Consider the following 12,067-nt stretch of genomic DNA (forward strand, 5'->3'; position numbering starts at 1 on the left):
AGCTCTTCTGTAAAATATATCTAAAATATTATCTTTTCATTATAGCATATTTTCAATTTGAATTGTTTAAATAGGTATCAAAAAACACCAGCAGGTAAACTGGTGTCTCTAATGAATAGCTAAATAATAAATCGTTGCTTGCCACATTTTCAAGATTGTTTTTCCGAATTTCCAAAGCCAAAATAGGGCAAATAGCAGGAAAACAACTGCCACTACTACGTTAATCAAGCCTTTTCCAACCAAGAAAAACTTGAAAAAGAAGACAGTCACACAAGTAAGCAAGGCAAGGAGTAAAACATGAATCAGAACTCCCAACCAGCCCAGCCAATAGCGAATTCCAAAGGGAGGGTGTTTCTTTTCATCGAAGTCTGCTAGACCAGTCAAAAACTCAACTAGCAACTCACCCAAAAATTCCATACTAGCCTACCTTTCTTACCTGTCGATAATATTTGGTTCGTCGAATCATCATCTTGATAGCCTTAAAGGAAAGTAAGGTTAGCATACTAGCCACGAATAGACAAAAAAGGAATATCACAACCAATGGCTGTTTATACTGATTATAGACCATAATTGAACCACCAGTAAAGGCGATAAAATAGGATGCCAAAGTCACCAAATTGAGCCAGATACAAGCCACTAGCCCCAGCCAATAACGAAAGCCGAAAGGTTTATACTGACTGTCTTCATAAAATACAAGAAAAAATGATGAAAAAGAAAGCAATATCAAAAAAGAACGCCAAATCGGAACCGCTACCATACCAACACCTCCAAGTCCATTCTAGCATATTTACGAATAGGTGCAAAGAAAAAAGAGGTTGCCCTCTTTATTTCCGTTTCCGTGCAATCAGATGAATCGGTGTCCCTTCAAATACAAAGGCCTTGCGGATTTGATTTTCCAAGAAACGCATATAGGAGAAGTGCATGAGCTCTTCTTCGTTGACAAAGACCACAAAGGTCGGTGGTTTGGTCGCAACCTGAGTCGCATAGAAAATCTTGAGGCGTTTGCCCTTGTCGGTCGGTGTTGGGTTGATGGCAATGGCGTCCATGATAACATCGTTGAGAACAGCCGACGGAATACGGGTATTCTGGCTCTCACTGATGGCCTTAATCATCTCAGGCAACTTATGCAAGCGTTGTTTGGTCAAGGCTGACACAAAGATAATCGGTGCGTAAGACAAGTATTGGAACTGGTCACGAATATCGTCTTCCCACTGCTTCATGGTATGGTTGTCTTTTTCAAGCGTATCCCACTTGTTGACTACGATAATCATTCCCTTACCAGCTTCATGGGCAAAGCCTGCGATGCGTTTGTCATACTCACGGATACCTTCTTCGGCATTGATAACCATCAATATGACATCCGAGCGTTCAATGGCACGCATGGCACGCATAACAGAGTATTTCTCGGTATTTTCATAGACCTTACCAGACTTGCGCATCCCTGCGGTATCAATCATGGTAAATTCTTGACCTTCTGGGTCTGTAAAGTGCGTATCAATAGCATCACGAGTCGTTCCAGCAACAGGCGACGCAATCACGCGCTCTTCACCCAAAATAGCGTTAATCAAACTTGATTTACCAACGTTTGGACGACCAATCAAGCTGAACTTGATAATATCTGGATTTTCTTCTGCTTCCTGAGCTGGTAGGTTTTCAATGATAGCGTCCAAGACATCCCCTGTTCCGATACCGTGTACAGAAGATACTGGATAAGGATCGCCAAGACCGAGTGAATAGAAATCGTAGATGTCATTACGCATTTCAGGGTTATCTACTTTATTGACAACCAAAATAACTGGTTTGTTTGTCTTATAAAGGATACGCGATACATACTCGTCAGCATCCGTCACACCTTCCTTGCCTGATACGACAAAGACGATAACATCCGCTTCATCCATGGCAATCTCAGCCTGATGCTTGATTTGCTCCATGAAAGGTGCATCCACATCATCAATACCACCTGTATCAATCAGGGAAAACTTACGGTTGAGCCACTCACCAGTAGCATAAATACGGTCGCGGGTCACACCTTCAACGTCTTCTACAATAGAAATGCGTTCCCCCGCAATACGGTTAAATAGTGTTGATTTACCAACGTTGGGACGGCCAACGATGGCGATAGTTGGTAGAGCCATAGCTCCTCCTCTTCTAGTTTACAATAATTTATTCTTTTCTAAGATAGACTTTGTTTCTGGTTGTTCAGCCTGACCAAACTGGGCAACCATACGCTCAGACCAGGATTCTGTCTGACGGGCACCTGCATAGGCTGTCTGAACTTGGTCGTAGGCTTGGATTACTTCCACGCCTTGCTCCACATATTCTTCCTGAAAGACAATGGCTTCGCTTTCCAAACGTGGTTTAACAGGATGGTTTTGGGCTGGTCGACCCAAGGCAATACAGAAAATGGGATAGGTATAATCTGGCAAGTTGAACAGCTCTGCTATTGCCATGGCCTTATGGCGAATCATACCGATAAAGACCCCGCCGTAGCCCAGACTTTCAGCTGCCAAGAGGGCGTTTTGCCCTGCTAGGCTCGCATCAACAGAAGAAATCAGGAGATTCTCTGTTCCTTTGGCATCAAAGTCTGAACCATGGAGTTGAGCCGCCTTGCTGGCACGATTATGGTCGCCCACAAAAACCAGAATAGCCTGAGCCTGTAAAATAGCTGGCTGGGGCACCAGGTCATAGAGTGCCTTTTTTTCTTCTCCGACTGCACCACAATGATGGAATAAGACTGGAAATTCTTCCAGCTAGATGCAGCTCGCCCAGCTGATATAATAGCTTGCAAATGTTCCACCTCAATGGGCTCTTCCGTAAAACGACGGACGGAAGTATGATTCAGCATCAAATCAATGGTTTCATTCATCGGCGGTTATTTCCTTTCAAATGCAAATCGCGAGCCAGATAGCGAATCCGCTCCATAACCCGTTGGGCCTGCCAGGTCTCATCACCAGACTTGCCAGATGCAAAATGCCGTTCCAACTCATCAAAGGAGAAATTGGAAGTAAAGAAGGTTGGCAGATTTTCCTGCATGCGGTATTGAAGAATGACCTGTAAAACATCGTCGCGCACCCACGGACTATGTTGCTCCGCTCCGATATCATCTAGTACCAAGACCTGAGCCAGCTTGATTTCATCAATCCGCTCCTTGACAGAGCCATCTTTGATGGCATTTTTTATATCGACAACAAAGGTCGGATAATGCAGAATGGTGGTCGAGAGGTGGCGATTGGTTGATAGGCGATGGGCCATGTAAGCCATCAAAAAACTCTTCCCAATTCCAAAATCACCATATAGATACAAACCTTTATAGTGTTCGCCGACCTGTTCAACAAAAGCATCAATGGCATCATAGACCTCTATACGATTACTGTCTGTGAAATCTAAATCAGCGATAGTAACTTTTTTGAGAGCCTGAGGCATATTGATGAGCTGAATGCGGTTCTTAATAGCTTCCAAACGACGGTATTCGACCAATTCCTCTGTTTCAAGATAGGACACATCTGCATAGCCCTCATTCATAACCAAAACAGGTTGATAGCCTTTTGCAATATAAGTCTCATCTTGTTTGACAAAAAGGTCACGCTGACTGATATATTCCAAAAACTTAGAAATGGAGAGGGTGATTTCCTGCTGAGTCAAACCTTCTTTTTTGATAAAAGCAGCGACTTCAGGATCACTCACTATCTCCTGATAGAGTTGCTGATAAGATTTTGAACTTGGATTGGTTGCCTGCGACAACCTGTCTTGAACTGATTTCATCAGCTACCTCCCTTACTTTCGTTTTCTAACATTCGTTTCCTAAGCGCTTCCATTCTTGCCTGAGCTTCAGGACTGTTATCCATGACAACCTCTTCCTTACTCCACTCAGGCACATTGCTTTTCTGTGGCTGGCTCGACTTGGTAACAGCTTGACCTGTCTTTAACTCTCTTAGATAAAGAACAGCTGCCTCTGCACTGCCAATTCCCTTGTAGGAAAAATCATTGCCCAGCTTCATAGCGTATTTTTCATTTAGATTGGCTGAGTCCACCTTGTTAAAGGTATAGAGGACCAAGACATTGATAACTTCGTCAAGCAGACCCAAATTGGCCAAATCCGTCAAGCATTTTCGTTCTGTTCCTGTCACCGCTGCCTTCCGTTGCTCCTTGATAAAGGACAGGAAGGTTAGGCTGGATTTTGATTTCGCTTCACGAACAATGGCTTGTTCTTGGGCAGTGAGGTTGGCGCTTTCTGTTGGCAATGACTGACGTGACTGCTGCAAGCGTTTGGTCGAGATCATCTGTCCAATAGCTGTTGCTTTAGCCTGCCGATAGGTTTCCAACCAGGTCCAACCTGCCTGCTCTGCTATGTAACTAAGCGCAATAATATCCTCAGCTTCATCCTGAAAAAGAAGCTTATCTTTAGCCATTAATGCCTTGAAGGCAGACCAGTCAAAATCATGTTTCGGTTCAAAAACAACTGGAGCCTGCCCATCCATGGTAAAGACCTGAGAAAATGTTTTTGAAATATTTTGTTCTTGATTGGGTTGGTGAACAAGCAGATTCTCCATACTTGACTCCCCAATCTTCCTTGCCAACAAGTTCTTATACAAGGGTTTCGCTAGAAAACTTTTTACGGTCAGAGGGGCTTGTAGCGCCAAACCTGTTAATTCATCTGCACGATAGAGTTCTAGGAGCCCCATGGCAGTCAGAACATCCAGAGCCTTCTCCAAACGATTCATCCCAAAATCCATGTGATTGAGAATGACAGTCCATTTGTAACGTCCTTGCCCTTGATCGGCAAAACTATAAAAGTAATAATAAAGCGCTAATGCATCAAAACCGATAATCGGCTGGTAGCATTTGCTAAGACTGACAATATCAGGTGTAAACGGGCTGATTTTTATATAGGCAAATAAATCATTTGGTTTCATCTTTTTTTCCCGGTTTTACCTTACTTCCTTTGGAGATCATCTGCTTAAGCAAATTTTCTAGCTCTCCAACATCTTTGAAAGAACGATAAACCGATGCAAAACGCACATAAGTGATTTCATCCAATTCGACCAATTCTTCCATTACCAAATTCCCAATGACATCGGATTCTATTTCACTATCACCTTGTGCTCGAACCTTCTGTTCAATCCGATTCACCACTTCATCAATATCATCGGTTGACACAGGGCGCTTTTGAGCAGAACGAATAATCCCATTGAAAATCTTTTCACGTGAAAACTGCTCTCTAGTTCCGTCTTTTTTCACAACGACTAGAGTTTTCTCTTCAATCCGTTCATAGGTGGTAAAACGTTGACCACATTGGTCGCAGGAACGACGACGACGGATGGTATTGCCATCTTCAGCCTGACGACTATCAATGACACTTGATTTCAAACTCTGACATTTTGGACAACGCATACTCTTTCTCCTACATAAACTTTATCACTTCAGTATAGCATAAAAATGACAAAAATAAAAGAAAGCGAGAATTACTCACTTTCTACCAATAATTCATCTTGCTTCTTCAATCGACTGGCAACCCATTCACGAACCAAGCGATAGACAACCGCAAAAATTGGGGTAAAGAAGACCATACCAAGTAGGCCAAACAAATTACCACCAATCAGGGCTGCAGCCAGGGTAAAGAGGGTCGGAAGACCAACTGATTGACCAACCACGCGCGGGTAAATCACATTTCCTTCTATCAGCTGAATAATCTGGAAAAGGGCGATAGACCAGAGTGCCAAGAGCGGATTTTGTACCGCCACAAAGAGAGCACTAATCAAACACGCTGAAAAGGGACCGATATAAGGTACAAATGATAGGACCCCAGCCAAAATACCAGCCATGCTGGCATAAGGAATTCCTGAGAGCGAATAACTAACAAAGACAAGTGTCCCAATGATACATGCCTCAACAATCTGACTCATCAAGAATCGGTCATAGGTATCAACAATAACTTCTCCAATATAGTTCACTACTCTGACAGCCTTCTCTGGCAAGGTAGCCTGCAAGAACTTTCTCGTCATCGCCTGCAAGTGTTCCTTGCTCCCTAAAATCGCTAGAGTGAAGAAGAAAGCCATTATCAACGTCATAGTGTTCGAAAAAATCCCCGTCACATTGGACACCAAGCCAGATAAAATCGGTGTGACCAAACTTGAAATAAGTGTTAAATTCTTCACCTGATCCAAAAAGCTGGCAATCTGGTCTCCGATTTGTCCCGACAAAAGACCATTTGATTCAAGAAAATTAGTCAGGGCATTTACCGATTTTGGAATGGCTGTGCTGCTAACCGAAACCAGTTCTGAAACAGTCGTCACCAATGTAGGAAGAACAATCACTACCAGTCCTGTCACAATTAAAGCAAATCCAATTAATACTCCAACAATTGCCAAAGACCGCTTGGATTTCTTTAAAAAAGAAATTTTTTCAAACTGATCTTCTAATTTTTTCATGGGAACATTGAGAATAAAGGCAAAAATAGCTCCAATAAAAAGCGAATTCATACTGCCCAATAATTGTTGAATAGCCCCATAAATACTAGACCAGTTGAGAACAGCTAATAATGTCGCTCCAGATAAGAGTATCAATATGACTTTTTCTTTAAATGATGTATTCATAACTTTTCCATTCTTACTTATTGGCTATTATTTTATCACACGCTTATAGAAAAAGAAAGAGGGAAAGCTTCCCTCCTCTCTACTCTAAATCAATCGCGCATGGCATATCCGACACCACGAACTGTTTTTATATATGAATCTTGATGTGGCAAATCCAGTTTACCACGTAGATAGCGAATATATACATCGACGACATTGGTCTCAGAAGCCGCTTCATATTTCCAAACACGCTCAAGAAGTTGTTCTCGACTAACAGGCTCTGGGCTATTCATTAAGGTTGCCAGCAGATCATACTCTCGGCGGGTCAAATTAATCAATTCATCACCTCGAGTCACTGTTCGATTTTGAAAATCAACCTTCAAATCACGATAGGCCGCATGCATGTGAACCTGTTTACAGTTATTGTCAATAAAGTCACGACCACGAAAAATCGCAGAGATTTGCTCCACTAAATCACTAATGACAAAGGGCTTCACCACGTAGGAAACAGCATAAGAGAGGACTTCTTCCCCATATTGACTAACTTCTGTCGGCTCAACTACCACAATCATGACCGTGGCTGGTTTTATCGCTAACAGTTCTGTAGCCAATTCCTTGCTGGACATGTCTGAAAGCTGAAAACTCATCAGAATCAAGTCAAAATCCGTTTCATGTGCCAAGGACATAGCCTCTTTCCCTGTCGATGCATAATCAACAAGATAGTCTTTTTTTTGCAATTCCATGGAAACAAAATGCGAGAGATTGCGTTCTTTACCAGCAATCAAAATTTTCTTAGCCATTGTCCATCCTTTTCTATTCTTTCAAATGGTGTAGGAATCGTATTATGACTAGAAAGAAGGGCGCTTCCACGCCCATCTTTTCTATTTTGATTCGCTATACCAGTCGTAATGGAAGATTCCTTCTTTATCTTTACGGTTATAAGTGTGAGCACCAAAGTAGTCACGTTGTGCTTGAATCAAGTTCGCTGGCAAGTTTTCAGCACGGTAGCTATCGAAGTAGGTAATAGCTGCTGAGAATGTTGGTACAGGAACTCCTGCTTGAACTGCCAAGGCAACAACATCGCGAACTGCCTGTTGATACTTAGCTGTTACATCAAGGAAGTACTCATCCAAGAGCAAGTTTGCCAAGTCTTCATCACGTCCGTAGGCATCCGTAATCTTTTGCAAGAAGCGAGCGCGGATGATACAACCTGCACGCCAGATTTTTGCGATTTCACCAAATGGCAAGTTCCAGTTGTTTTCTTTTGATGCTACGCGCAACTGTGCAAAACCTTGTGCATAAGACATGATTTTTGAGAAGTACAATGCTTGACGGATTTTTTCTACCAATTCAGCCTTGTCGCCTTCGTATGCAAACGGAGCTGGTTTTGGAAGGACCTTGCTTGCTGCCACACGCTCATCTTTGTAGGTTGAGATATAACGAGCAAAGACGGATTCTGTAATCAATGACAATGGCACACCCAAGTCAAGTGACGATTGGCTAGTCCATTTACCAGTACCCTTGTTACCAGCAGCGTCCATGATGTAGTTAACAATTGGTCCATCTTGACCTTGGTCATCCTTGCGTTTCAAGATGTCCGCTGTGATTTCAATCAAGTAACTATCCAATTCGCCTTGGTTCCAGTCAGTGAAGATGTCAGCCATTTCATCCACTGACAAGCCAAGCAAGTGCTGCATCAAATCATATGACTCCGCAATCAATTGCATGTCACCATACTCGATACCGTTGTGTACCATTTTTACGTAGTGACCAGCTCCATCTGGACCGATATAAGTCACACATGGTGCTCCATCTTCTGGTGCTTTTGCTGAAATTTCTTCCAAGACATCTGCCACCAATTCGTAAGCTTCTTTTTGACCACCAGGCATGATAGATGGACCTTCAAGGGCTCCTTTTTCACCACCAGATACACCTGTACCGATGAAGTTAATACCTGAGTTTGCCAATTCTTTTGAACGACGGATAGTGTCTTCGTAGAAAGTATTACCACCATCGATCAAGATGTCACCTTCATCCAAGTGCGGCAAGAGCGCTTGAATGGTTGCATCTGTACCAGGACCAGCTTGAACCATAAGCATGATGCGACGTGGTTTTTCGATAGATGCCACAAAGCTTTCCACATCGTAACTTGGTACCAAGTTTTTACCTGGGTTGCTTGCAACAACATCTTCTGTTTTATCAGCAGAGCGGTTGTAAATAGCTACTGAATAGCCACGTGATTCAACGTTAAGCGCAAGGTTGCGGCCCATAACGGCCATCCCTACAACACCAAAATTTGCTTTAGTCATTTGTTTACTCCTCTAATTTGTATCTCTTTTATTATACACTGAAAGCTTAAAATTGACAAGAATTTTCAGATAATTTAACTATCTTGCCAATCTGAGTTAGTCCTCATCTCCAAATAACCCTTGTAATTGGGCAAAAGGACTATTGGCTTCTTTTTTCTCTTGAGCTTTTTGTTGAAAATCTTCTTCAGTCATTAAAGCCCAAGCTTTACCAGATGGTAGTTCCTGTCCAGCTTCTTCTTCAGGTGTCAAGACTTTGATTGGTATAGCCAGTAAAATATTATCTGCTACACTCTCATCAAGGACAATGTGGTCATCTTCTACTACCAGTACCATATCCTCATCAATCAAATCTTGTTCTTTAAGAACTGCTTCATTGGCAACAAAGAGTTCATTGACGTTTTGGACCTCATGCAAAACAACTGGTTGCAGAGAACGACTGGATGCCAAGGTAATATCATAAGTCATCTGATAGTCCAAGAAAAAGAAGCCTGATTCAAAACGGACATTTCCAGTGACTTGGACTGGCGACAAGCCTAGAACTTCACCATTTCGAGCTTGCAATTCTTCCTGTAAATCCAAGGTTTTATCAAAGAAGATGCCATCTAGATTTTTCTGAATATCGTAAATATGAAACATTGTATTCCCCTATTCAGCTAGTTCTGTGATGTAGTTATAGACTTCTTGTCCAGCAACTGCACCATTTCCTACTGCCGTTGCAATCTGACGAAGTTGATTTTGACGAATATCACCGATGGCATAAATGCCTGATTGGGTCGTTTCCATCTTTTCATTAGTGATAACCCAACCAGCTTCGTCTGTAATTCCTAGGTCCGCAACTGTATCAGTCATCGGATCCAGACCGACATAGATAAAGACACCACCGAAGTCCAGTTCGCTGACTTCCTCTGTTTTCACATTTTTGATAACCACGCTTTGTACACGTAAGTCATCGCCCTTGATTTCTTCGACTACGCTATCCCAGATGAAGTTAATTTTTTCATTGGCAAAAGCACGGTCTTGGATGACTTTTTGAGCACGAAGCTGATCACGGCGGTGAACAATTGTCACAGACTCCGCAAACTGTGTTAAGAAGAGAGCTTCTTCGACCGCAGAATCTCCACCACCGACAACCAAGAGTTTTTGTCCACGGAAGAAGGCACCGTCACAGACTGCACAATATGAGACACCACGGCTATTGTAAGTATCCTCACCTGGAATACCTAACAAACGGTGTTTTGCCCCCATGGCTAGAACGACTGTCTTTGTCTCCAAAACACCATCCTCAGTAATCACTTTCTTAATTTGTCCTTCTTCCTCAATACGGACTAGGGTGCCAAAAATATGGTCCACACCGAATTTTTCCAAGGGTTCAAACATTTTTTCAGCCAAGGCTGGACCTGAAATATGGTCATAGCCTGGATAGTTTTCAATTTCCGCGGTATTGTTCATCTGACCACCATAAATACCACGTTCCAAAAGAGCTACCTTTAAATTGCTACGCCCTGCATAAAGAGCTGCAGTCATCCCCGCAGGACCCGCACCAATTACAACTGTATCGTACATATACTTTTTCCTTCTACGCTTTAAACATTAATAAGATTCCCACTACTCCAAAGGCTGCAATGGGAATTGTCATCACATTAATCATCAACAAATCAAACAAGAAATCTTGTCGTTCTTGCAAGGTTTTATCCACACCCTTTGTCGCACGCCAGATAAACCAGACCAGACTAGAAGTGATAATCAACAAGGAAGCTATTAGCAATCCTTGTAAATAAAAACTTAGAATGTTTTGTAACATCTTTTTCCTCGATTACTTTAAAAGGTTTGACGCTTGGCTTTACGTTCTGCACGACCCTTTGCACGCGCTTCAACTCGCTTGGTCTTGCGACGTTTTTCATCAACAGCCCATTGAATTTTCTTCTTGTAGCCTGGTTTGACTTTTTTCTTTTTCTTCTTGACCAAGCCAATCATTTCCAAATCTAGTTTTTCACGAGATTTTTCACGGTTAGCACGGCGGTCACGGTCGTAGGTATCGACAAATTCGCCATTTTTCATTTCTTTTGGCAAGAATTTGATATTGAGTTTTTCTAGCTCTCGAATATCTGCATCATCGCTTGGCTGATAAAGGGTAATGGCAATGCCTGATAAACCATTACGACCTGTGCGCCCCACACGGTGAACAAAGAAGGAAAGATCCTGTGGAATGGCATCATTGATGACATGACTGACGCCCTCAATATCAATCCCACGTGCTGCTAAATCCGTTGCAACAATGTACTGATAGTCCAAGTTCTTCACCTGGTTCATCATCCGCTTGCGCTCACGTGGAGGAATATCCCCATGAATCTTTGCGACACGAAGACCGTTCGCAGTCAAATAGCTATGCAATTCATCTGCACGTGTCTTTGTATTGACAAAAATCATGGCCAAGTAAGGTTGCATGAGCTTGGTTACTTCCAAGATTTGAGCATTACGGTCACGCCCCTTGGTTGAAATCAGCCAGTTTTCAATGGTATCCGAAATGACCGTATGGGTCTTGATTTGTTCCATGACTGGATTGGACAAGTATTTTTTCAAAAACGGTTGGAGTTTCTGCGGAATGGTCGCTGAAAAGACCATAAATTGCAAGTCTTTTGGCAGGCTGCCAGCAATCTTATCAACTGTTTCCAAAAAGCCCATGTCCAAGGTCATATCTGCCTCATCAACCACAAAGGTTTTGGCTTTATGGATAGCAAGGTCACCTGATTTGACCAAATCATAGATACGCCCTGGTGTCCCAACAACAATGTGAGGCTGACTAGCTTGAAGCTTGTCAATTTGACGGTTCTTATCCGTACCGCCAACATAATTGGTCACACGAACTTCTGTGTCCGAATGACTAGCCAACTGGCGTGCCGCTTGATAAATCTGAGTAGCCAGTTCACGAGATGGGGCTGTAATAACAGCCTGAACTTGGTCCAATTCCTCATTTAATTTTTGAAAAATCGGGATCAAGAAGGTATGGGTCTTACCTGAACCTGTTTTTGATTCCCCTATCAAGTCTCGCCCTGACAAAACAACAGGAATCAATTTCTCCTGAACTTCTGTCGGCTGGACAAAGTTAATTTCTTTCAAAGCCTCCTGAATATAAGGCTTGAGTTTCATATCTGTAAATTTCATAGTTTCCTCTTTAGTTGTATTCCC

At 42.5% G+C, this 12,067-nt stretch carries 13 protein-coding genes and 1 pseudogene; all 14 read right to left on the reverse strand.

Annotated elements, in window-relative coordinates:
- Positions 1 to 108 precede the first annotated feature (108 nt).
- The 14 genes and pseudogenes from YYK_RS07545 to YYK_RS07610 all read right to left on the reverse strand — a co-directional run bounded on the left by YYK_RS07545 (position 109) and on the right by YYK_RS07610 (position 12,043).
- Entirely contained in the window at positions 109 to 417 is a 309-nt protein-coding gene (locus YYK_RS07545) for a hypothetical protein (protein ID WP_012027638.1), read from the reverse strand.
- 1 nt (position 418) lies between these two features.
- The gene (locus YYK_RS10500; protein ID WP_012027639.1) at positions 419 to 757 is read right to left on the reverse strand and encodes a hypothetical protein; all 339 of its coding nucleotides are present in this window, start codon (positions 755 to 757) and stop codon (positions 419 to 421) included.
- A gap of 67 nt (positions 758 to 824) precedes the next feature.
- Positions 825 to 2,135, reverse strand: coding sequence for a ribosome biogenesis GTPase Der (der, locus tag YYK_RS07555; RefSeq protein ID WP_012027640.1), 1,311 nt, complete (start codon positions 2,133 to 2,135; stop codon positions 825 to 827).
- A gap of 18 nt (positions 2,136 to 2,153) precedes the next feature.
- Positions 2,154 to 2,779: pseudogene (locus YYK_RS07560) on the reverse strand (nitroreductase family protein).
- An 83-nt stretch (positions 2,780 to 2,862) separates the two neighbouring features.
- Positions 2,863 to 3,762, reverse strand: coding sequence for a primosomal protein DnaI (gene dnaI / locus YYK_RS07565; RefSeq protein ID WP_012027642.1), 900 nt, complete (start codon positions 3,760 to 3,762; stop codon positions 2,863 to 2,865).
- Entirely contained in the window at positions 3,762 to 4,913 is a 1,152-nt protein-coding gene (locus YYK_RS07570; RefSeq protein WP_012027643.1) for a replication initiation and membrane attachment family protein, read from the reverse strand. The genes dnaI and YYK_RS07570 overlap by 1 nt, the downstream gene beginning before the upstream one ends.
- Positions 4,900 to 5,391, reverse strand: coding sequence for a transcriptional regulator NrdR (gene nrdR, locus YYK_RS07575; RefSeq protein WP_002938341.1), 492 nt, complete (start codon positions 5,389 to 5,391; stop codon positions 4,900 to 4,902). Before nrdR ends, YYK_RS07570 begins: the two co-directional genes overlap by 14 nt.
- 71 nt (positions 5,392 to 5,462) lie before the next feature.
- Entirely contained in the window at positions 5,463 to 6,593 is a 1,131-nt protein-coding gene (locus YYK_RS07580) for an AI-2E family transporter (protein ID WP_014917300.1), read from the reverse strand.
- A gap of 89 nt (positions 6,594 to 6,682) precedes the next feature.
- A complete protein-coding gene (locus YYK_RS07585; RefSeq protein ID WP_012027645.1) occupies positions 6,683 to 7,372 on the reverse strand; it encodes a response regulator transcription factor in 690 nt (229 codons plus the stop codon).
- Positions 7,373 to 7,453: 81 nt separating this feature from the next.
- Entirely contained in the window at positions 7,454 to 8,881 is a 1,428-nt protein-coding gene (gene gndA / locus YYK_RS07590) for an NADP-dependent phosphogluconate dehydrogenase (RefSeq protein ID WP_012028448.1), read from the reverse strand.
- Positions 8,882 to 8,977: 96 nt separating this feature from the next.
- Positions 8,978 to 9,517, reverse strand: a complete 540-nt coding sequence (locus tag YYK_RS07595) for a YceD family protein (protein ID WP_012027649.1) — start codon at positions 9,515 to 9,517, stop codon at positions 8,978 to 8,980.
- Positions 9,518 to 9,526: 9 nt separating this feature from the next.
- Positions 9,527 to 10,444, reverse strand: a complete 918-nt coding sequence (gene trxB / locus YYK_RS07600) for a thioredoxin-disulfide reductase (protein WP_002942687.1) — start codon at positions 10,442 to 10,444, stop codon at positions 9,527 to 9,529.
- 13 nt (positions 10,445 to 10,457) lie between these two features.
- Positions 10,458 to 10,682 (reverse strand): DUF4059 family protein, encoded by a 225-nt coding sequence (locus YYK_RS07605; RefSeq protein WP_002936682.1) that lies wholly within the window; start codon positions 10,680 to 10,682, stop codon positions 10,458 to 10,460.
- Positions 10,683 to 10,699: 17 nt separating this feature from the next.
- Entirely contained in the window at positions 10,700 to 12,043 is a 1,344-nt protein-coding gene (locus YYK_RS07610; protein ID WP_012027650.1) for a DEAD/DEAH box helicase, read from the reverse strand.
- Between the last annotated feature and the right edge of the window lie 24 nt (positions 12,044 to 12,067).

This window comes from Streptococcus suis S735, assembly GCF_000294495.1.
GTDB classification, from domain to species: Bacteria; Bacillota; Bacilli; order Lactobacillales; family Streptococcaceae; genus Streptococcus; species Streptococcus suis.

Excerpts from the sequence above, each read along its gene's own strand:
- YYK_RS07545 (WP_012027638.1), bottom strand. The coding sequence starts at position 417 with ATGGAATTTTTGGGTGAGTTGCTAGTTGAGTTTTTGACTGGTCTAGCA.
- YYK_RS10500 (WP_012027639.1), bottom strand. The coding sequence starts at position 757 with ATGGTAGCGGTTCCGATTTGGCGTTCTTTTTTGATATTGCTTTCTTTT.
- der (WP_012027640.1), bottom strand. The coding sequence starts at position 2,135 with ATGGCTCTACCAACTATCGCCATCGTTGGCCGTCCCAACGTTGGTAAA.
- dnaI (WP_012027642.1), bottom strand. The coding sequence starts at position 3,762 with ATGAAATCAGTTCAAGACAGGTTGTCGCAGGCAACCAATCCAAGTTCA.
- YYK_RS07570 (WP_012027643.1), bottom strand. The coding sequence starts at position 4,913 with ATGAAACCAAATGATTTATTTGCCTATATAAAAATCAGCCCGTTTACA.
- nrdR (WP_002938341.1), bottom strand. The coding sequence starts at position 5,391 with ATGCGTTGTCCAAAATGTCAGAGTTTGAAATCAAGTGTCATTGATAGT.
- YYK_RS07580 (WP_014917300.1), bottom strand. The coding sequence starts at position 6,593 with ATGAATACATCATTTAAAGAAAAAGTCATATTGATACTCTTATCTGGA.
- YYK_RS07585 (WP_012027645.1), bottom strand. The coding sequence starts at position 7,372 with ATGGCTAAGAAAATTTTGATTGCTGGTAAAGAACGCAATCTCTCGCAT.
- gndA (WP_012028448.1), bottom strand. The coding sequence starts at position 8,881 with ATGACTAAAGCAAATTTTGGTGTTGTAGGGATGGCCGTTATGGGCCGC.
- YYK_RS07595 (WP_012027649.1), bottom strand. The coding sequence starts at position 9,517 with ATGTTTCATATTTACGATATTCAGAAAAATCTAGATGGCATCTTCTTT.
- trxB (WP_002942687.1), bottom strand. The coding sequence starts at position 10,444 with ATGTACGATACAGTTGTAATTGGTGCGGGTCCTGCGGGGATGACTGCA.
- YYK_RS07605 (WP_002936682.1), bottom strand. The coding sequence starts at position 10,682 with ATGTTACAAAACATTCTAAGTTTTTATTTACAAGGATTGCTAATAGCT.
- YYK_RS07610 (WP_012027650.1), bottom strand. The coding sequence starts at position 12,043 with ATGAAATTTACAGATATGAAACTCAAGCCTTATATTCAGGAGGCTTTG.